The sequence below is a fragment of the Bacillus sp. FSL P2-0069 genome (assembly GCF_038593315.1).
GTDB lineage: Bacteria > Bacillota > Bacilli > Bacillales > Bacillaceae > Bacillus > Bacillus safensis.
The window spans coordinates 1,482,805-1,502,387 of the sequence record NZ_CP151984.1; the positions used below are offsets into that span (position 1 = coordinate 1,482,805).

Genomic DNA, 19,583 nt, shown 5'->3' on the forward strand with positions numbered 1-19,583 from the left:
ATGGCACGTATCGTATTTATGGGAACCCCTGATTTCTCAGTACCTGTGCTGCAAACACTGATAACAGAAGGATACGAAGTGGTAGGGGTTGTCACGCAGCCAGACCGCCCAAAAGGAAGAAAAAGAGTGCTCACACCGCCTCCTGTAAAAGTGGAAGCCTTAAAGCACGGCATTCCTGTGTTGCAGCCTGAAAAGGTGCGCCTTGATGAAGAAATTGATAAGGTGCTTGCATTACAGCCGGATTTAATCGTCACAGCGGCATTTGGACAAATCTTACCAAAGCGATTACTCGATGAACCTAAGTTTGGCTGTATCAATGTTCATGCCTCGCTCCTGCCAGAACTAAGAGGCGGCGCGCCGATCCATTATGCGATCCTTCAAGGCAAAAAGAAAACAGGCGTTACCATCATGTACATGGTGGAAAGGCTTGATGCAGGTGACATGATCAGTAAAGTAGAAGTAGAAATCGATGAATTAGACAATGTCGGAACATTGCATGATAAATTAAGTGCAGCTGGTGCCACGCTGCTAAAAGATACGGTGCCAAATGTTCTAAGCGGGTCTATTTCTCCAATTCCGCAAAATGAAGAAGCGGCCACATACGCACCAAATATTAAGCGGGAGCAAGAAAGATTAGACTGGACAAAAACCGGTGAAGAGCTTTACAACCAAGTTCGCGGGCTAAATCCTTGGCCAGTTGCCTATACTGAATGGAACGGCGCTCATCTAAAAGTATGGGAAGCGAAAAAGGTTCCGCTTCAAGCGCAAGAAGAACCCGGGAAAGTGATTGAGCTTCAAAAAGAAGGTCCGGTCATTGCAACTGGGAATGAGCAAGGCCTTTTATTAACAGGTGTGCAGCCAGCTGGTAAGAAAAAAATGAGCGGCGAAGACTTCTTAAGAGGCGCAAATATCGAAATTGGACAGAAATTAGGGTTAATGAATGAAGAAAAGTAATGTGAGAGAAGTAGCGCTGGACGCTTTAATCAAACTCGAACAAAATCAAGCTTACAGTAATTTGCTGTTGCAGTCAGTCATGAAAGATAAAGACTTAGCTGATCAGGACAAACCGCTGTTAACAGAGCTTGTATATGGTACACTGCAAAATAAGCTGGCATTAGATTATATGCTGACGCCCTTTGTGAAAAAACCGCAAAAGGTCGCTCCATGGGTGATGCAGCTTTTGCGGATGTCTCTTTATCAAATGGTGTACCTTGAAAAAATACCAGATCGTGCAGCCATTCATGAAGCTGTCGAGCTAACGAAAAAGCGCGGGCACAAAGGCATTTCTTCACTTGTGAACGGTGTTCTTCGTTCCGTACAAAGAGAAGGCGTTCCGTCATTTGATGCGATCAAAGATCCCGTAAAGCGGCTGTCCATTGAGACAAGCCACCCATTATGGCTTGTGCAGGAGTGGGTTCAGGCGTACGGGTTTGAAGCGGCAGAAAGCATGTGCCGCATTCATTTAGTTCCGCCAAAGCAAACCCTTCGTGTCAATCGAATGAAAACTGACCGCACGGCACTGCAGCAAAAACTAATGGATGCAGGCATTGAAACGGAGCTTGGCGACTTATCTGAAGATGCACTTAAGCTCATGAAAGGGTCCATCGTCTCAACCCCTTCTTTTCAAGAAGGCTATGTGACGATACAAGATGAAAGCTCGATGCTTGTCGCAAGAGCGCTCGACCCTCAGCCGGGAGAAACGGTGCTTGACGCCTGTGCGGCTCCTGGCGGAAAATCAACACATATTGCAGAACGTATGAACGATGAGGGCAAAATTGTTTCTCTTGATTTACATGAACACAAAGTGAAACTCATCAAACAAGCAGCAAAACGTCTGAACCTTACTCACATTGAGGCAAAAGCACTTGATGCAAGGAAAGCGGCAGACTATTACAGCGAAGCTTCGTTTGACCGTATTCTCATTGATGCACCGTGTTCCGGTTTTGGCGTCATTAGACGCAAACCAGATATGAAATATACAAAGTCACAAGAAGACTCAGCAAGGCTTGCAGCTATCCAGCAGGCCATTTTAAAGGAAGCGGCCCCGCTTTTAAAACCGGGCGGAACCCTTGTATACAGTACGTGTACAATGGACCCAACAGAAAATCAACAAGTGATTCATGCGTTTTTACAAGAACACCAAGACTTCGAACCCGATCTATCTCTTAATGAACGGCTGCCTGAGCAGGTTGCTCCGTTTGTTCAAAACGGAAGTGTACAAATCCTTCCTCATTATTTCGGAACAGATGGTTTCTTTATTTGCAGCATGAGAAAGAAGGGATAAAAAATGACAGAACAAAAAGTAAGAAAAGAACTGAAGACAGAAATGCCGTCGATCTACTCATTTGAGCTTCACGAAATGAAAGAATGGTTAAAAGAACAAGGCGAAAAGCCTTTCCGCGCAGCCCAAATTTTCGAGTGGCTTTATGAGAAACGTGTGACATCCTTTGACGATATGTCTAACCTTTCAAAGGATTTAAGAGAAAAATTAAAAAATCAATTTGCGATCACCACATTAAAAACTGTGATCAAACAAACGTCTCAAGACGGAACGATCAAGTTTTTATTTGAATTACATGATGGCTATACGATTGAAACAGTACTGATGCGCCACGAATACGGCAACTCTGTCTGTGTCACAACTCAGGTTGGCTGCCGAATCGGCTGTACATTCTGTGCATCTACACTTGGCGGGTTAAAACGAAACCTTGAAGCAGGAGAAATCGTTGCTCAAGTATTGAAAGTGCAGCAGGCACTTGACGAAACAGATGAGAGAGTCAGCTCGGTTGTCATCATGGGAATTGGCGAACCGTTTGATAACTTTGACGAAATGCTTGCCTTCCTTAAAATCATCAACCATGACAACGGCTTAAATATTGGCGCGCGTCATATTACAGTGTCGACAAGCGGAATCATTCCAAAGATCTATCAATTCGCTGATGAGCAAATGCAAATCAATTTTGCTGTCTCTCTGCATGCACCGAACACAGAGATCAGAAGCCGTCTGATGCCGATCAATAAGGCATATAAGCTGCCAAAATTAATGGAAGCCATTGAATACTACATTCAAAAAACGGGTAGACGTGTCAGCTTTGAATACGGCCTGTTTGGCGGAGTAAATGATCAAGTGCATCATGCAGAAGAGCTTGCAGACTTATTAAAAGGAATCAAGTGCCACGTGAACCTCATTCCGGTGAACTATGTACCGGAAAGGGATTATGTAAGAACACCAAGAGAACAAATCTTCCTATTTGAAAAAACGCTGAAAGAACGCGGCGTAAACGTAACAATTAGACGAGAGCAAGGCCATGATATTGATGCTGCTTGCGGTCAGCTAAGAGCGAAGGAGCGTCAGGAAGAGACGAGGTGACGAATGTTGATAAGGGCAGCCTTTCAAACCGATACAGGAAAAGTCCGTCAGCATAATGAAGATGATGCAGGTATTTTTGAAGCAAAAGAAGACACCCTTCTAGCTGTTGTAGCAGATGGAATGGGAGGTCATCTTGCTGGTGATGTCGCCAGCAGGATGGCCGTCTCTTCTTTAAAAGAATACTGGGAAGAAACATCTTCAATTCCAGCAAAACCAGCAGAGCAAGAAAGCTGGTTAATCTCAAAAATAAGTGACATTAATGATCAAGTATATGAACATGCGAAAAACAATGAGGAGTGCCAAGGAATGGGGACAACCATTGTTTGTGCGCTCGTTCATTTGCAAACGGTCACAATTGCCCATATTGGCGACAGTCGCTGCTACTTGCTAAGAGAAGGAGCACTGACCCAGCTAACAGATGACCATTCACTTGTAAATGAGCTTGTGAAAACAGGTGAAATTTCAAAAGAGGATGCAGAATATCATCCAAGAAAAAATGTGCTTACGAAAGCATTAGGAACAGATAAACACGTTCAAATCGATGCCCATACCTTTGAAGTGGACCCTGGAGATCAAATCCTGCTTTGCTCAGATGGTTTATCAAATAAAGTAGAAGAAGAGAATTTGATTCATATTTTAACGCAAACGACCGCACCAGATGAAAAAGTAACAGCATTAATCCAAACAGCGAATGACAACGGCGGTGAAGATAACATTACAGCAGTATTGTTAGAAATCTCCTCCCAGCCAGAGGAGGGTGACAGCAAGTGTTGATCGGAAAACGGATCAGCGGCCGTTATCAGATTCTTCGCGTCATAGGCGGAGGCGGAATGGCAAACGTTTATTTGGCGGAGGATATGATTTTAGATCGCGAAGTTGCGATTAAAATTTTGCGCTTTGACTTTGCAAGCGATGATGATTTTATTAGACGTTTCCGGCGCGAGGCGCAGTCAGCCGCAAGTTTAGATCATTCAAATATTGTCAGCATCTACGATGTAGGGGAAGAAGATGACATTTATTATATTGTCATGGAATATGTCGAGGGGATGACGCTGAAAGAATACATACATGCCAATGGCCCGCTTCATCCGAAAGAAGCCGTTCGCATTATGGAGCAAGTGGTTGCGGCAATGGAAGAAGCCCATGCAAAGCAGCTCGTCCACCGGGACATTAAGCCTCACAATATATTAATAGACAACATGGGGAATATTAAAGTCACTGATTTTGGGATTGCCATTGCACTCAGCTCAGCGACCATCACCCACACAAATTCGGTTCTAGGATCCGTGCACTATTTGTCTCCAGAGCAAGCCCGCGGAGGTCTTGCGACGAAAAAGTCAGACATCTATTCACTTGGAATTGTGCTCTATGAACTCATTTCTGGACGCATGCCATTTGAAGGGGAATCAGCTGTCAGTGTTGCGCTGAAGCATTTGCAATCAGAGCCGCCATCTGTAAGAAGATGGAATCCTTCTGTTCCACAAAGCGTGGAAAACATCATTTTAAAGGCAATGGCCAAAGATCCATTTTATCGATATGAAGATGCATCTGAAATGCAAAAAGATCTGCAAACTGCTTTCGACCCTTCAAGACTAAAAGAAAAACGCTTTGTCATTGAAGAGGATCATGAAGCAACGAAAGCGATCCCAATCATTCAAGATCATCAAGTCGATCAAGACAATGAAAAAACAGCTGTCCATCCGGTGCAAAAACCGAAGAAAAAAGAGAAACAAAAGCCGAAAAAGAAACGAAAAAAATGGCCTTGGGTTGTGGCATCCATCCTGTTTATTCTAACTGCTGCGACCATTTTAGCCATCACTGTGTTTCCCGGACTGCTCTTTCCAAAAGATGTTGAGGTCTCTGATGTATCTGGCATGACGATTGAAAAAGCAGAGGACACCTTGAAGAAAGCCGGCTTTACCGTGGCCTCTGAACCAATTGAGATCGCTGATGAAAAAATTGAAAAAGGGCTTGTCGTCAAAACAGACCCGAAAATCGGCACAAAGGTAAAAGAAGGAACCGAGATTCAGCTTTACCAAAGTACTGGCAAAGAAAAGACCGAATTACCTGATGTAACAGGTGAAAAGGTCGATAAAGCAAAAGAATTATTAGAGAAAAAAGGGTTTAAGCAAGTTGTTGTGGAGGAAGTAAATGATAATGACACCGAATCTGGAATTGTCATGGAACAGAAACCTTCAGCGAGTACTGAGCTTGTGGCAGCAGATGAAGAAGTGACGTTGACGGTCAGCATAGGTCCTGCCGATATTACTTTGCGGGATTTAACGACATATAGTAAACAGGCTGCATCGAATTATTTAGAGGATAACGGATTAAAGCTTGATGAAAAAGAAGCGTATTCTGATGATGTACCAAAAGGTGAGGTCATGAAGCAGGAGCCAGGAGCAGGTACTGCTGTGAAACCAGGGGATACGGTTAAGATCACCTTCTCACTCGGACCGAAGAAAAAACCGGCTAAAACGGTAACTGAGAAGATTGCCATCCCGTATGAGCCAGTCACTGAAGGGCAAGAGATGACCGTTCAGATTTCCATTGACGATGCTGAGCATAGCATTTCTGATTCATATGAAACCTTTAACATCACTGCACCAACTGAACGGACCATTAAATTTAAGATTGAACCGGGTCAAAAAGGATACTATCAAGTGACGGTTGATGATAAAGTCGTAAGCTCTAAAACAATCGAATACCCTGACGATGAATAAAGGAGGGACTTTATGCCTGAGGGCAAAATTATTAAAGCATTAAGCGGATTTTATTATGTGCTCGATGAGTCTCTAGAAAGTGGAAAAGTGATTCAGTGCAGAGCGAGAGGCATTTTTCGAAAAAACAAAATCACACCTCTAGTTGGAGATTATGTTGTATATCAAGCGGATAACGATAAAGAAGGCTATTTATTAGAAGTAAAAGAGCGGACAAACGAACTTGTTCGTCCGCCTATTAGTAACGTCGATCAAGCGGTGCTCGTTTTCTCTGCGACAGAACCGACCTTTAGCACATCGCTTTTAGACAGATTTCTAGTGCTGGTGGAAGCAAATGATATTAAGCCGATTATCTGTATCACAAAAATGGACTTATTGAAAACAGATGAAGAGCGTGAAAGTATTCAAGGCTATGCAGAGGACTATCGGCAAATTGGATATGATGTTCATGTAACATCCACGATCGAGGGAGACGGAATTGAAAAGCTGACCCCGCATTTTCACAATAAAATCACTGTATTTGCCGGTCAGTCTGGTGTAGGTAAGTCCTCCCTTTTAAATGCGATGAGTCCTGAGTTGGCGCTGAAAACCAATGATATTTCCTCTCATCTTGGAAGGGGAAAGCATACGACAAGACATGTCGAACTCATTCGTACAGCAGAAGGGCTCATTGCAGATACACCTGGCTTTAGCTCGCTCGAATTTACCGGCATCGAAGCGGAAGATTTAGGTCTTTACTTTTTAGAAATCAAAGAGCGGAGTGCTGATTGTAAGTTTAGAGGCTGTCTGCATGTGAAAGAGCCTGGCTGTGCAGTAAAAGGCGCGGTCGAACAAGAGCAAATCAGAGCGTATCGCTATCAGCATTATTTAGAGTTTTTAACTGAAATCAAAGACAGAAAGCCGAGGTACTAACTCATGGTTTATATTGCCCCTTCCATTTTATCAGCAGATTTCGCCAATTTGGAGAAAGATATCCGTGATGTGGAACAAGGCGGAGCGGATTACATTCATATCGATGTGATGGACGGCCATTTTGTACCGAATATCACATTTGGACCGAATGTTGTGGAAGCGATCAGACCGCATACAAAGCTGCCGCTCGATGTTCACTTAATGATTGAGCAGCCAGACCGGTATATTCCTGCATTCGCAAAAGCAGGTGCTGACATTATTTCTGTCCATGTAGAAGCTTGTCCGCACTTGCACCGCACGATACAGCACATAAAAGAACAAGGTGTAAAAGCAGGTGTCGTCTTGAACCCGCACACACCTGTTTCTCAGATTGAGCATGTATTAGAGGACGTAGACCTTGTCTTATTCATGACGGTGAATCCTGGTTTTGGCGGACAGGCGTTCATTCCATCTGTCCTCGAGAAGGTAAAAGAAGTGAAGACCCTTAGCGAACAAAAGGGCTTATCAGACTTACTCATAGAAATAGACGGCGGTGTCAATGTAGAGACTGCAAAGAGCTGTAAAGAGGCGGGCGCTAACTTACTTGTGGCCGGCTCAGCGGTATACGGTAAAAACAACCGTGCAGCCGCCATTCAGGCCATTCGAGAAGCGTAAAAAAAGGAACCAAAGTCACTCTGATCTTTGGTTCTTTTTACATGGAGAGGAGCGTATATCATGCACATACATATCGTAGCCGGCGGTCCTTTTGAATACATCCCGCCCCTTGAACAGGAAGCATCACAGGACGATATTCTCTGGGTCGGTGTAGACCGGGGGACGCTTTTTTTACTAGAGAACGGCATCATGCCTGCCAAGGCTTTTGGTGATTTTGACAGTGTGACAGAAGAAGAGCTTTGTGAGCTGAAAAAGAAATTGCCTGCCTTGAATGTATTTCAGGCTGAAAAGGATGAAACCGATTTAGAGCTTGCGCTGAACTGGGCCATGCGCCAGCACCCAGCGCATATTCACATCTACGGCATTACAGGAGGAAGGGCTGATCACTTTCTAGGAAATATTCACCTTCTATATCAAGGCATTCAGCACAAGCAGAACATCACTCTTGTAGATAAGCAAAATATCATTCAAATGTTTGGACCTGGTACATACGAAATAAAAGAAGACCCTGATAAAAAATATGTGTCGTTTCTGCCCTTTGGTACATCGGTTGAAAAGCTGACATTAAAAGGTTTCAAATATCCTCTGAAAAATTGTCATATTGAGCCTGGTTCCACACTATGTATTAGTAACGAACTCATCCACTCAAGTGGTACTTTTTCTTTTCATGAAGGCATATTAATAATGGTAAGAAGCAAAGATTGACCAACCTATCAATGTGGATGGCTGATTAAGCTCAATTGTGCTGCAAGCGGTACTTTTAGGAGGGGGACAAAATGAAATTTTATACAATCAAACTGCCTAGATTTCTTGGCGGCATTGTCCGTGCGATGCTTGGTTCATTTAAAAAAGATTAATGAGTAATCTCCTTTATTTCCACATAAAAACGCCTGCTACAGTTTATTGTAGCAGGCGTTTACTCTTGCTTATACACGCTCAACTTTACCAGATTTCAAAGCTCGAGCTGATACATATACTCTTTTAGGCTTACCGTCCACTAGAATACGAACTTTTTGAAGGTTCGCGCCCCATGTACGTTTTGTAGAGTTCATTGCGTGAGAACGGTTGTTCCCAGCTTTTGTTTTTCTGCCTGTAATAACGCATTTACGTGCCATTTGTTTCCCTCCTAACTGCGAAAACATCATCATATTCTTCATATACGTACTTAGAGATGCCTCAAGATACTTTAATAATTTACCACAGCTTCAAGGGGTTTGCAAGGATTGTTTACTCCTCTTTCAAGAAAAATACCTTGACATCTTGATAAAAAATCAAGGCTATAGTATAAGTAGGATTGGGTCGGATTGAATGATTTCTTTTAAAAAGAAGGGTCTTATAGTAAAATAGTGATAACTCAGGGCAATTTCTCAAAAAGGGGGAACCAATGTGTCCATTGAACTTAGAACGAAATACGGACAAATTGATATATCAAATGAAGTCATTGCAATGGTGGCAGGAGGCGCTGCGATCGATTGCTATGGTATTGTTGGCATGGCGTCCAAAAATCAAATCAAGGACGGCTTGACGGATATTCTCCGCAAAGAGAACTTCAGCCGGGGTGTTCTTGTGCGTCAAAAAGAAGACCGCATTCATATTGATATGTACATCATCGTAAGCTACGGTACAAAAATATCAGAAGTCGCACATAATGTTCAAACGAAAGTCAAATACACGATTCATCACACAATTGGACTTTCTGTTGACTCGGTCAACATTTATGTACAAGGAGTAAAAGTTACGAACCCGTAGTAAGGAGGAAATATATTGTCTATTAGAAATCTTGATGGCCGCTCATTTGCAAAAATGATTCTTGCAGGTGCTCACCATCTTTCTCAAAACGCACAAATTGTTGATGCGTTAAATGTTTTTCCAGTGCCAGATGGAGACACGGGGACAAATATGAATTTGTCGATGACTTCAGGGGCAAAAGCAGTTGAAGAAACAAATACCGATCATATTGGGAAGGTCGGCGTGGCCCTCTCGAAAGGCTTATTGATGGGCGCAAGAGGAAACTCTGGCGTGATCCTGTCACAGCTCTTTAGAGGTTTCAGTAAACATATTGAACAAAAAGAAACGATTGATGCAAAAGAATTTGCTCTTGCCTTACAGGCGGGTGTTGATACAGCATATAAAGCCGTGATGAAACCGATTGAAGGAACGATCTTAACAGTTGCAAAGGATGCAGCAAAGAAAGCGGTTGCTGTTTCGGCAGCAGAGGATCAAATTGACCGCGTTCTAGAGTTAACGATTGAGGAAGCAAGAGCATCACTTGATCGAACGCCAGATCTGCTTCCTGTCTTAAAAGAAGTGGGTGTTGTCGATAGTGGAGGTAAAGGACTTCTATGCGTATATGAAGGTTTCCTTGCTTCATTAAGAGGAGAAGAGCTTCCTCCTAAAGCGGCTTCTTTACCTACGCTAAAAGAACTCGTTAGTGCAGAGCATCATAAAAGTGCGCAAAGCCATATGAACACAGAAGATATCGAATTTGGCTACTGTACTGAATTTATGGTGAAATTTGAAGAAGACAAACAGTCCTTTGATGAGAATGCCTTCAGACAAGACTTAAGTGAATTCGGAGATTCACTTCTTGTGGTGTCTGACGATACACTGGCGAAAGTTCATATTCATGCAGAGCAGCCAGGAGATGTCTTATCCTATGCACAGCGCTACGGCAGCTTAATTAATATGAAAATAGAAAACATGAGAGAGCAACATAGCTCAATCGTGAACGAAGAAAGAGAACACGCACCTGCTGCACCAAAAGCACCTGCTGCTGAAAAACAGCGCTTTGGCGTCGTCAGTGTCGCAATGGGAGAAGGAATTGCTGACTTGTTCAAAAGTATCGGAGCTTCCGTCGTCATTGAAGGCGGACAGACGATGAATCCGAGCACAGAAGACATTGTCACAGCAATAGAAAGCGTACATGCCGAAACCGTCTTTATCTTACCTAATAATTCTAATATTGTCATGGCAGCTAAACAGGCGGCAACTGTCTCAAACCGTGAGGTCGTTGTCATTCCGACGAAGACCGTTCCTCAAGGAATGTCGGCACTTCTTTCTCTCAATGAAGCAGCTTCAAATGAAGACAACGAAAGAGCGATGCTAGAAGCGATTGACCATGTGAAAAGCGGGCAAATTACCTTTGCAGTAAGAGATACTCAAATTGATGGAATCGACATTGCGAAAGGTGATTATATGGGTCTGTTCAACGGGAAAATCACGTTAACAGCGAAAAATCAATTAGATGCAGCAAAAGAACTTCTAACCAAAATGGTGACAGAAGATGATGAGATTGTCACCATCATTAAAGGGGAAGATGCATCATCTGATGAGCTGGATGCACTGCAAGCCTTTATTGAAGAAACATTTGAAGATGTAGAAGTTGAAGTCCACGATGGAAAACAGCCGCTTTATTCATATATTTTGGCGGTTGAATAACGAAAGAAGGGCAAATAAAGCCCTTCTTCTTCTTTTGCAATTTTTTACTAGCCATTCCACGGTGAAATGAGTTGCGGGAAACGAATGAATCCATTAGTCTAAAGAAAGAACCAAACCATACGCGAGTGGTGATGAGAGGGGAAGACCTATGAAATTTAGAAGTGTGTTTGATATTATTGGACCTGTCATGATTGGGCCATCAAGTTCGCACACAGCGGGTGCGGCTCGTATAGGGAGAGTAGCTCGCAGCTTATTTGGAAGAGAACCGAAACGAATTGTCGTTTCATTTTATGGTTCTTTTAAAGATACGTATAAAGGACACGGTACAGATGTCGCCATTATTGGCGGTGTTCTTGACTTTGATACATTTGATGAACGAATCAAAACAGCGATCGATATTGCAAAAAGCAAAGAGATCGACATTGAATTTAAAGAAGAAGAGGCGGTGCCGGCGCATCCGAATACAGCAAAAGTAGAGATTTCAGATGCGAACGGAAGCCTTGAACTAATCGGGATTTCCATCGGCGGAGGTAAAATTGAAATCACAGAATTAAATGGCTTTGAGCTCAGGCTTTCAGGGAATCATCCTGCCATTCTTGTGGTTCATAACGATCGCTACGGGACGATTGCGGCAGTTGCCAATGTCTTAGCGAAATTCGCCATCAACATCGGTCATATGGAAGTGGCGCGTAAAGATGTCGGGCAAGAGGCACTGATGACGATTGAAGTGGATCAAAATATTGACCCAGCGGTCCTATCAGAGCTTGAAACGCTGCCAAACATTATTCAAGTCACACAAATTGCAGAGTAACAACAAGGAGGTTATGAATGATGTTTAAAAACGTCAAAGAACTCGTGCAGCTAACAGAAGAACGGAATACCTCCATTTCAGAAATTATGATTGTGCAAGAAATGGAAGTGACAGGGAAGTCACGTGAAGAAATTTTCTCGCAGATGTACCGCAACCTAGAAGTGATGGAGCAGGCCGTTGAAAACGGGCTGAAGGGTGTGAAATCATTATCAGGGTTAACAGGCGGAGATGCGGTCAAACTTCAAGCCTATATCGCATCAGGCAAAACACTGTCTGGTCATACGATATTAGATGCGGTCAGTAAAGCAGTTGCAACAAATGAAGTCAATGCCGCAATGGGAACCATTTGTGCAACGCCTACAGCAGGCTCAGCAGGTGTTGTACCAGGTACGTTATTTGCAGTAAAAGAAACATTAAAGCCAACAAAGGAACAAATGGTCAGATTTCTATTTACTTCTGGCGCATTTGGTTTTGTTGTGGCGAATAACGCGAGCATTTCCGGTGCAGCAGGCGGCTGTCAGGCAGAGGTAGGTTCTGCATCAGGTATGGCGGCAGCAGCGATTGTCGAGATGGCAGGCGGTACACCGCAGCAATCTGCAGAAGCAATGGCGATTACACTGAAAAATATGCTTGGACTTGTTTGCGATCCAGTAGCGGGACTTGTCGAGGTACCTTGCGTAAAACGAAACGCAATGGGTGCATCTAACGCCATGATCGCAGCAGACATGGCTCTTGCTGGCATCACAAGCCGCATTCCTTGTGATGAAGTCATTGATGCGATGTACAAAATCGGTCAAACGATGCCAACAGCTCTTCGCGAAACTGCACAAGGCGGTCTCGCTGCGACACCGACAGCAAGAGAGCTTGAAAAGAAGATTTTCGGAGGTGTGACCTCATCTCGTGATACAGAAACTGCAAGATAATGTCTCTGTCCTGAAGGGGATTGGAGAGGAAACCGAAAAAACACTCAATGAACTTGGAATCTACACAGTAGCCGATTTACTCGGCTACTTTCCTTATCGATATGACGACTATGAGCTTCGTAACTTAGAAGAAGTCAAGCATGACGAACGTGTCACAGTTGAAGGAAAAGTACATAGTGAGCCCGTTCTCACCTATTATGGAAAAAAACGAAGCAGGCTGACATTCAGGCTGCTTGTCGGGCGTTTTCTCATTACAGCGATTTGTTTCAATCGCCCATATTTAAAACGAAGCCTTGTGTTAGGTGATACAGTTTCCGTTACAGGAAAATGGGATAAAAACCGTCAATCTATCATGGTGCAGGAATTTAAAAAAGGGACGCACGAGCAAGATGGCAGTATAGAGCCCGTTTATTCAGTAAAAGAAAATGTGACCGTGAAAATGATGAGGCGCTTTGTAAAGCAGGCCTTGTCACTTTATGCAGACAAAGCGGAAGATCCATTGCCAAAGCAGCTTGTCTCTGCCTATAAACTCATGTCCTATCAGGAAGCATTAAAAGCCATTCATCTTCCAGAAACAAGGGACTCGCTCAAGCAAGCAAGACGCCGTTTTGTGTACGAGGAATTTCTCATTTTTCAGCTGAAGATGCAGGCGATTAGAAAGAAAGAACGAGAGAGAACATCAGGCATCCAGCATCCGTTTTCCAAAGAGGCTGTTTTTGAGTTTGTTAACAGCCTGCCATTTCCGCTGACGAAGGCACAATCAAGAGTACTTGATGAAATCATGTCGGACATGGCGTCTCCATATCGAATGAACCGGCTGCTTCAAGGAGATGTAGGTTCAGGGAAAACAGCTGTTGCAGCCATTGCGCTTTATGCCGCTCATTTATCAGGTTTTCAAGGTGCATTAATGGTCCCAACAGAAATTTTGGCAGAGCAGCATGCCGATTCACTTTACCAGCTGTTTGAAAAATGGGGGCTGAATATCGCCCTTTTGACAAGCTCTGTGAAAGGAAAGAGACGCAGAGAATTGCTTGAACGTTTAAAAGAAGGCGAGATTGACATATTAGTCGGCACGCACGCACTCATTCAAGACGAAGTCGAATTTCAGCAGCTCGGTCTTGTCATTACAGATGAACAGCACCGGTTTGGCGTAGAGCAGCGGAAAAAACTGCGAAGTAAAGGACAGGACCCAGATGTCTTGTTTATGACGGCCACACCTATTCCGCGAACACTTGCGATCACTGTCTTTGGAGAAATGGACGTATCCGTCATTGATGAATTGCCAGCTGGCAGAAAACAAATCGAAACGTATTGGGTGAAGCATGACATGCTTGAGAGAATTCTTGCTTTTGTGGATAAAGAGCTGAGAAAAGGAAGACAGGCATATATCATTTGTCCGCTCATTGAAGAATCAGACAAGCTGGATGTGCAAAATGCGCTTGATGTCCATAGCATGCTCACTGAGGCATACCGCGGCAAGTGGTCAATCGGCTTAATGCATGGGAAGCTGGCGAGTGATGAAAAAGATCAGGTCATGAGAGCCTTTACCGCAAATGAAGTACAAATTCTCGTTTCAACCACAGTTGTTGAAGTCGGGGTCAACGTGCCGAATGCAACCATCATGGTCATTTATGATGCAGACCGTTTCGGACTGTCTCAGCTTCATCAGTTAAGAGGCCGGGTCGGACGAGGAGAGCATCAATCATTTTGTATTTTAATGGCTGATCCAAAATCCGAAACAGGGAAAGAGCGGATGCGGATCATGTCCGAAACAACCGATGGCTTTGAGCTGTCTGAAAAGGACTTAGAACTAAGAGGACCCGGCGATTTCTTCGGTAAAAAACAAAGCGGGATGCCAGAATTTAAGGTAGCAGATATGGTTCACGACTATAGAGCGCTGGAAACAGCTAGAAAAGATGCAGCAGATCTTGTCCAATCGGACGCCTTTTGGACTGATCCCGAATACAAAGAACTTCGGCAAACGCTGATAGACAGCGGTGTGCTGGGTGGAGATAAATTAAGCTGATCAAACGCTGGAGGAATTTTCTTGTCTTTTTGAAACAAGGATTGATTTATCATCTATGAGATTATATACTACTATTAGTACCTAGTCATAAATGTACGGATGGTGTCTGCATATGAAACTAAATAAAAAAGAACGTCAAAAGCTTCTCCAGCAAACGATCAGCTCGACTCCATTCATTACTGATGAAGAATTGGCAAGTAAATTCGGTGTCAGCATACAAACGGTTCGTCTTGATCGTTTAGAGCTGTCAATCCCTGAATTACGCGAAAGAATTAAGCATGTGGCCGAAAAGACATTAGAGGATGAAGTAAAGTCACTTCCACTGGATGAAGTGATTGGAGAAATGATTGATGTAGAGCTTGATGATCAAGCCATTTCCATTTTAGAAGTGAGAAAAGAGCATGTATTCAGCCGAAACCAAATTGCCAGGGGACATCATCTCTTCGCCCAGGCAAATTCGCTGGCAGTTGCCGTCATTGACGATGAACTGGCTTTGACAGCAAAAGCGAATATCAGGTTTACAAGGCAGGTGAAACAAGGCGAAAGAGTCGTCTCTAAAGCCAAAGTAGCCTCACATGATAAAGAAAAAGGAAGAACCGTAGTTGAAGTAAACAGCTATGTTGGTGAGGAAGTTGTCTTCTCAGGTGACTTCGTCATGTATCGCTCAAAACAAAAGTAAAAGGTGGCACGTAATATGAGAATTGCAGTCGATGCAATGGGGGGAGATCATGCCCCTAAAGCCATTATTGACGGTGTGCAAAAAAGCTTAACAGCATTTTCAGATATCGAGATTACACTTGTCGGCGATGAAAACAAAATTAAACCATACATAACAAACAACGACCGCATCACGATTTTAGATGCAAAAGAAGTCATTGAACCGACGGATGAACCAGTGCGTGCAGTCAGACGTAAAAAGGATTCATCTATGGTGAAAATGGCGCAGGAAGTGTCCGAAGGACGAGCAGATGCCTGCATCTCAGCAGGAAATACTGGCGCCCTCATGACAGCGGGACTGTTTATCGTAGGCAGAATTGACGGTATTGACAGACCAGCCCTTGCCCCAACTTTGCCAACACTGGATGGCAGCGGCTTCTTATTACTAGATGTTGGTGCCAACGTTGATGCAAAACCAGAGCATCTCGTGCAATATGCCATGATGGGATCCATCTACGCAGAGCGTGTTTTCCCAAAGAGCAATCCGCGTGTTGGACTGTTAAATGTAGGAACAGAAGATAAAAAAGGCAACGATTTAACGAAAAAAACCTTTGAATTATTAAAAGCATCAGACTTGAATTTCGTAGGGAATGTAGAGTCCCGTGACTTATTAGAAGGTGTTGCTGACGTTGTTGTCACAGATGGTTTCACAGGAAATATTGCGCTTAAAACAATTGAAGGCACAGCCCTTTCTGTTTTTAAAATGCTGAAAGAAACTTTAACATCCAGCTTCACAGCAAAAATAGCAGCAGGCATGATGAAGCCGAAATTGATGCAGATGAAATCTAAAATGGATTACTCCGAATATGGCGGTGCCGCTTTATTTGGTTTAAAGGCACCTGTTATTAAAGCGCACGGCTCTTCTGATGAAAATGCCATTTTCCATGCAATTCGTCAGGCGCGTGATATCGTAGAAAAAGACGTTTCAGCCATCATTCATCAAGAAGTCCAAAAAGAAACGACGAAAGAGTCTTAATTGGAGGTAAAGCAGCATGACTAAAATTGCATTTTTATTCCCTGGCCAAGGCTCTCAAAAAATTGGCATGGGAAAAGATTTATTTGACCAAGAAGCAGTATCTAAAGCTGTTTTTGAAGAAGCAGACAATACCCTCGGGTTTGACTTATCTTCTATGATTTTTGAAGGGGATGCAGAAGAACTGACGCTCACCTTTAACGCGCAGCCAGCTCTTTTAACGACAAGTATCGCCATCTTAAAGAAATTTGAAGAGAGCGGAATCAAAGCAGATTATGCAGCAGGACACAGTCTTGGTGAATACACTGCCCTCGTTGCAGCAGGCGCACTTTCGTTTAAAGATGCTGTTTATGCAGTCAGAAAGCGCGGAGAATTAATGAATGAAGCTGTTCCAGCAGGAGAAGGCGCCATGGCAGCAATTCTTGGCTTAGACAAAGCGGCACTTGAAGAAGTGACAAAAGAAGTGACAGAGAGCGGTCACCTTGTAGAGCTCGCTAACTTAAACTGTCCTGGTCAAATCGTGATCTCTGGTACAGCCAAAGGAGTAGAACTTGCTTCAGAGAAAGCGAAAGAAAAAGGCGCAAAACGTGCAATTGCCCTTGAAGTAAGCGGACCTTTCCATTCTGCATTAATGAAACCAGCCGCTGAAAAATTTACAGATGTTTTGTCAAAGCTGGATATTGCGGATGCCAAAACTCCGGTCATCTCAAACGTAACAGCAGACATCGTGACTTCTCGTGATGAAATTGAGACAAAGCTCATTGAACAACTGTATTCTCCAGTTCGTTTTGAAGAAAGTGTGGAACGCCTTATTGATTTAGGCGTCACAACATTTATTGAAATTGGTCCTGGCAAAGTGCTTTCAGGTCTTGTGAAAAAAGTGAATCGCCGCCTGACGACGATTTCCGTTTCAGATCAAGAAACAATTGAAGCAGCCATTCAAACACTCAAGGGGGATTCTTGATGCTTACAAATAAAACAGCCGTTGTAACAGGAGCATCACGCGGGATTGGCCGTTCCATCGCGATCGATCTAGCGAAAAGTGGTGCAAATGTTGTCGTGAACTATTCTGGAAACGAAGCAAAAGCAAATGAAGTCGTAGATGAAATCAAAGCACTCGGCCAGCAGGCATTTGCTGTGAAAGCTGATGTCTCAAATGCTGAAGAAGTACAATCCATGATGAAACAAGCAATTGATACCTTTGGTTCAATTGACATTCTTGTGAATAATGCAGGGATCACAAAGGACAATCTGCTCATGAGAATGAAAGAGAATGAATGGGATGATGTCATTAACATAAACTTAAAAGGTGTCTTTAACTGTACAAAAGCCGTGACACGTCAAATGATGAAGCAAAGAAGCGGAAGAATCATCAATTTGGCTTCAGTCGTTGGTGTGTGTGGAAACCCTGGACAAGCAAACTATGTTGCAGCAAAAGCTGGTGTCATCGGATTAACGAAAACAACAGCAAAAGAGCTGGCAACCCGTCATATTACTGTTAATGCAGTAGCACCAGGCTTTATTTCAACAGATATGACAGACAAACTTGATGAAAATGTACAGACGGAAATGCTCAAGCAAATTCCGCTCGCACGCTTTGGTGCACCTGAAGATATTAGCAACGTCGTTGTCTTTTTAGCTTCAGAAGGAGCAGGTTATATTACAGGCCAAACCATCCAAGTAGATGGCGGAATGGTCATGTCCTAAGAAATATCAAAATTTCATTAGGTTTTCTCTAGTTTTTTAAAAACAATTCAACTATAATACTTTGAGGGGAGGTGAAAGGCAATGGCAGACGTATTAGAGCGTGTATCAAAAATTATTGTAGACCGCCTTGGCGTTGATGAGGCTGACGTGAAAATGGAAGCTTCATTTAAAGAAGATTTAGGCGCTGATTCCCTTGATGTAGTTGAGCTAGTTATGGAACTTGAAGATGAGTTCGATATGGAAATTTCTGACGAAGATGCTGAAAAAATTGCAACAGTCGGTGACGCTGTGAACTACATAAATAGCCAGCAATAAGCGTAACAAAGTCCCGTCTACTTTCGACGGGACTTTGAAAATTTATGTTAGTTTCAACACATTCAGCTGATCAATTGTCAGCCTTTTTCAGATGCTGGGAGCACTGTTTCCCTGCATGTAGAAAGAGAGACTCCATATAATCAGTATCCTTAAAGGCGATTACGCCTACCTGGAGGTTGCTATGCCAAAACAATATAAAGACAAACAGAAACAGAGCAAAAAACTAGAGCAATTTAGAGAATTCCAGCAGCGCATTTCTGTACACTTTAAAAATGAAAAGCTTCTATATCAAGCCTTTACCCATTCCTCTTATGTGAATGAACACCGGAAAAAACCATACGAGGACAATGAAAGACTTGAATTTTTAGGAGATGCTGTTTTAGAATTGACCATCTCTCAATTCTTATTTGCAAAATATCCAGCGATGAGCGAGGGAGATTTAACGAAACTAAGAGCGGCGATCGTATGTGAACCGTCACTTGTATCACTGGCACACGAGCTGTCCTTCGGAGACCTTGTTCTTTTAGGAAAAGGCGAAGAAATGACAGGCGGCAGAAAACGCCCAGCACTCTTAGCGGACGTATTCGAGGCGTTTATCGGTGCACTTTATTTAGATCAAGGGCTTGAGCCGGTTGAAAGGTTCCTAGAAGCGTACGTTTATCCGAAAATTAATGATGGAGCGTTCTCGCACGTCATGGACTTTAAAAGCCAGCTGCAAGAATTTGTACAGCGCGATGGAAAAGGTGTGCTTGAATATCGCATCCTGCATGAAAAAGGGCCTGCACATAACCGGGAATTTGAAGCAAATGTATCCCTTCGAGGTGAAGTGCTCGGAATTGGAAATGGACGCTCTAAAAAAGAAGCAGAACAGCACGCTGCACAGGAAGCACTTGCTAAATTGCAGAAACATCATATGAACCAATAAAATCCCCCTCGTTATTCAGGGGGATTTCACTCTGTTTTCCATCATCTTTTTTCACTTCATATGGTAAGATGATAGTACTTTAAATACATAAG

General features: G+C 43.2%; 21 protein-coding genes. 20 read left to right on the top strand and 1 reads right to left on the bottom strand.

The features are described 5' to 3' along the window. The 9 genes from fmt (at window position 1) to spoVM (ending at window position 8,513) form a co-directional block, all read left to right on the top strand. Window positions 1-954 (top strand): methionyl-tRNA formyltransferase, encoded by a 954-nt coding sequence (gene fmt, locus NSQ34_RS07520; RefSeq protein WP_024426956.1) that lies wholly within the window; start codon window positions 1-3, stop codon window positions 952-954. Beyond that, window positions 941-2,284: a 16S rRNA (cytosine(967)-C(5))-methyltransferase RsmB gene (gene rsmB, locus NSQ34_RS07525; protein ID WP_024426957.1), complete on the top strand. Its 1,344-nt coding sequence runs from the start codon at window positions 941-943 to the stop codon at window positions 2,282-2,284. Before fmt ends, rsmB begins: the two co-directional genes overlap by 14 nt. Window positions 2,285-2,287: 3 nt before the next feature. Then, window positions 2,288-3,370, top strand: coding sequence for a 23S rRNA (adenine(2503)-C(2))-methyltransferase RlmN (gene rlmN / locus NSQ34_RS07530; protein WP_024424208.1), 1,083 nt, complete (start codon window positions 2,288-2,290; stop codon window positions 3,368-3,370). 3 nt (window positions 3,371-3,373) lie between these two features. After that, on the top strand, window positions 3,374-4,144 hold the full coding sequence (locus NSQ34_RS07535; protein ID WP_034281746.1) for a Stp1/IreP family PP2C-type Ser/Thr phosphatase: 771 nt from the start codon (window positions 3,374-3,376) through the stop codon (window positions 4,142-4,144). Then, window positions 4,138-6,093 carry a Stk1 family PASTA domain-containing Ser/Thr kinase gene (gene pknB / locus NSQ34_RS07540; RefSeq protein WP_024426959.1) on the top strand — a complete coding sequence of 652 codons (1,956 nt, stop codon included), beginning with the start codon at window positions 4,138-4,140 and terminating at the stop codon, window positions 6,091-6,093. The genes NSQ34_RS07535 and pknB overlap by 7 nt, the downstream gene beginning before the upstream one ends. A 12-nt stretch (window positions 6,094-6,105) precedes the next feature. Beyond that, window positions 6,106-7,002, top strand: a complete 897-nt coding sequence (gene rsgA / locus NSQ34_RS07545; protein ID WP_024426960.1) for a ribosome small subunit-dependent GTPase A — start codon at window positions 6,106-6,108, stop codon at window positions 7,000-7,002. A gap of 3 nt (window positions 7,003-7,005) precedes the next feature. Then, window positions 7,006-7,656: a ribulose-phosphate 3-epimerase gene (gene rpe, locus NSQ34_RS07550; RefSeq protein WP_024426961.1), complete on the top strand. Its 651-nt coding sequence runs from the start codon at window positions 7,006-7,008 to the stop codon at window positions 7,654-7,656. Between the two features lie 60 nt (window positions 7,657-7,716). Next, window positions 7,717-8,361, top strand: a complete 645-nt coding sequence (locus tag NSQ34_RS07555) for a thiamine diphosphokinase (protein WP_024426962.1) — start codon at window positions 7,717-7,719, stop codon at window positions 8,359-8,361. A gap of 71 nt (window positions 8,362-8,432) precedes the next feature. Further along, window positions 8,433-8,513: a stage V sporulation protein SpoVM gene (gene spoVM / locus NSQ34_RS07560; RefSeq protein ID WP_008354550.1), complete on the top strand. Its 81-nt coding sequence runs from the start codon at window positions 8,433-8,435 to the stop codon at window positions 8,511-8,513. A gap of 69 nt (window positions 8,514-8,582) precedes the next feature. Here spoVM and rpmB read toward each other — a convergent pair whose 3' ends face one another. Continuing rightward, a complete protein-coding gene (rpmB, locus tag NSQ34_RS07565; RefSeq protein ID WP_003212514.1) occupies window positions 8,583-8,771 on the bottom strand; it encodes a 50S ribosomal protein L28 in 189 nt (62 codons plus the stop codon). A 271-nt stretch (window positions 8,772-9,042) separates the two neighbouring features. Between rpmB and NSQ34_RS07570 the strand changes: the two genes are divergently transcribed. The 11 genes from NSQ34_RS07570 to rnc all read left to right on the top strand — a co-directional run bounded on the left by NSQ34_RS07570 (window position 9,043) and on the right by rnc (window position 19,491). Next, window positions 9,043-9,405 (top strand): Asp23/Gls24 family envelope stress response protein, encoded by a 363-nt coding sequence (locus NSQ34_RS07570; protein ID WP_008344871.1) that lies wholly within the window; start codon window positions 9,043-9,045, stop codon window positions 9,403-9,405. A 15-nt stretch (window positions 9,406-9,420) separates the two neighbouring features. Next, window positions 9,421-11,094, top strand: a complete 1,674-nt coding sequence (locus tag NSQ34_RS07575; RefSeq protein ID WP_024426963.1) for a DAK2 domain-containing protein — start codon at window positions 9,421-9,423, stop codon at window positions 11,092-11,094. A 148-nt stretch (window positions 11,095-11,242) separates the two neighbouring features. Next, window positions 11,243-11,905, top strand: coding sequence for an L-serine ammonia-lyase, iron-sulfur-dependent subunit beta (gene sdaAB / locus NSQ34_RS07580; RefSeq protein ID WP_024424201.1), 663 nt, complete (start codon window positions 11,243-11,245; stop codon window positions 11,903-11,905). A gap of 20 nt (window positions 11,906-11,925) precedes the next feature. Beyond that, window positions 11,926-12,828 (top strand): L-serine ammonia-lyase, iron-sulfur-dependent, subunit alpha, encoded by a 903-nt coding sequence (sdaAA, locus tag NSQ34_RS07585; protein ID WP_024424200.1) that lies wholly within the window; start codon window positions 11,926-11,928, stop codon window positions 12,826-12,828. Further along, the gene (gene recG, locus NSQ34_RS07590) at window positions 12,806-14,854 is read left to right on the top strand and encodes an ATP-dependent DNA helicase RecG (protein WP_024426964.1); all 2,049 of its coding nucleotides are present in this window, start codon (window positions 12,806-12,808) and stop codon (window positions 14,852-14,854) included. Before sdaAA ends, recG begins: the two co-directional genes overlap by 23 nt. Window positions 14,855-14,966: 112 nt before the next feature. Continuing rightward, window positions 14,967-15,533: a transcription factor FapR gene (gene fapR, locus NSQ34_RS07595; RefSeq protein WP_024424199.1), complete on the top strand. Its 567-nt coding sequence runs from the start codon at window positions 14,967-14,969 to the stop codon at window positions 15,531-15,533. Between the two features lie 15 nt (window positions 15,534-15,548). Continuing rightward, window positions 15,549-16,547 (top strand): phosphate acyltransferase PlsX, encoded by a 999-nt coding sequence (gene plsX, locus NSQ34_RS07600; protein WP_024426965.1) that lies wholly within the window; start codon window positions 15,549-15,551, stop codon window positions 16,545-16,547. A 16-nt stretch (window positions 16,548-16,563) separates the two neighbouring features. After that, entirely contained in the window at window positions 16,564-17,508 is a 945-nt protein-coding gene (gene fabD, locus NSQ34_RS07605; RefSeq protein ID WP_024424197.1) for an ACP S-malonyltransferase, read from the top strand. After that, on the top strand, window positions 17,508-18,251 hold the full coding sequence (fabG, locus tag NSQ34_RS07610) for a 3-oxoacyl-[acyl-carrier-protein] reductase (RefSeq protein ID WP_025092570.1): 744 nt from the start codon (window positions 17,508-17,510) through the stop codon (window positions 18,249-18,251). The genes fabD and fabG overlap by 1 nt, the downstream gene beginning before the upstream one ends. Window positions 18,252-18,332: 81 nt before the next feature. Next, window positions 18,333-18,566, top strand: a complete 234-nt coding sequence (gene acpP, locus NSQ34_RS07615; RefSeq protein ID WP_003212028.1) for an acyl carrier protein — start codon at window positions 18,333-18,335, stop codon at window positions 18,564-18,566. A gap of 181 nt (window positions 18,567-18,747) precedes the next feature. Then, window positions 18,748-19,491, top strand: coding sequence for a ribonuclease III (gene rnc, locus NSQ34_RS07620; RefSeq protein WP_008344850.1), 744 nt, complete (start codon window positions 18,748-18,750; stop codon window positions 19,489-19,491). The last annotated feature ends 92 nt before the right edge of the window (window positions 19,492-19,583 follow it).

What these genes read in the sequence shown, in the direction of transcription:
- fabD (WP_024424197.1), top strand. Translation starts at nt 16,564, where the DNA reads ATGACTAAAATTGCATTTTTATTCCCTGGCCAAGGCTCTCAAAAAATT.
- NSQ34_RS07555 (WP_024426962.1), top strand. Translation starts at nt 7,717, where the DNA reads ATGCACATACATATCGTAGCCGGCGGTCCTTTTGAATACATCCCGCCC.
- fapR (WP_024424199.1), top strand. Translation starts at nt 14,967, where the DNA reads ATGAAACTAAATAAAAAAGAACGTCAAAAGCTTCTCCAGCAAACGATC.
- spoVM (WP_008354550.1), top strand. Translation starts at nt 8,433, where the DNA reads ATGAAATTTTATACAATCAAACTGCCTAGATTTCTTGGCGGCATTGTC.
- sdaAA (WP_024424200.1), top strand. Translation starts at nt 11,926, where the DNA reads ATGTTTAAAAACGTCAAAGAACTCGTGCAGCTAACAGAAGAACGGAAT.
- rsmB (WP_024426957.1), top strand. Translation starts at nt 941, where the DNA reads ATGAAGAAAAGTAATGTGAGAGAAGTAGCGCTGGACGCTTTAATCAAA.
- fabG (WP_025092570.1), top strand. Translation starts at nt 17,508, where the DNA reads ATGCTTACAAATAAAACAGCCGTTGTAACAGGAGCATCACGCGGGATT.
- rpmB (WP_003212514.1), bottom strand. Translation starts at nt 8,771, where the DNA reads ATGGCACGTAAATGCGTTATTACAGGCAGAAAAACAAAAGCTGGGAAC.
- sdaAB (WP_024424201.1), top strand. Translation starts at nt 11,243, where the DNA reads ATGAAATTTAGAAGTGTGTTTGATATTATTGGACCTGTCATGATTGGG.
- rlmN (WP_024424208.1), top strand. Translation starts at nt 2,288, where the DNA reads ATGACAGAACAAAAAGTAAGAAAAGAACTGAAGACAGAAATGCCGTCG.
- rsgA (WP_024426960.1), top strand. Translation starts at nt 6,106, where the DNA reads ATGCCTGAGGGCAAAATTATTAAAGCATTAAGCGGATTTTATTATGTG.
- NSQ34_RS07535 (WP_034281746.1), top strand. Translation starts at nt 3,374, where the DNA reads ATGTTGATAAGGGCAGCCTTTCAAACCGATACAGGAAAAGTCCGTCAG.
- acpP (WP_003212028.1), top strand. Translation starts at nt 18,333, where the DNA reads ATGGCAGACGTATTAGAGCGTGTATCAAAAATTATTGTAGACCGCCTT.
- rnc (WP_008344850.1), top strand. Translation starts at nt 18,748, where the DNA reads ATGCCAAAACAATATAAAGACAAACAGAAACAGAGCAAAAAACTAGAG.
- fmt (WP_024426956.1), top strand. Translation starts at nt 1, where the DNA reads ATGGCACGTATCGTATTTATGGGAACCCCTGATTTCTCAGTACCTGTG.
- plsX (WP_024426965.1), top strand. Translation starts at nt 15,549, where the DNA reads ATGAGAATTGCAGTCGATGCAATGGGGGGAGATCATGCCCCTAAAGCC.
- rpe (WP_024426961.1), top strand. Translation starts at nt 7,006, where the DNA reads ATGGTTTATATTGCCCCTTCCATTTTATCAGCAGATTTCGCCAATTTG.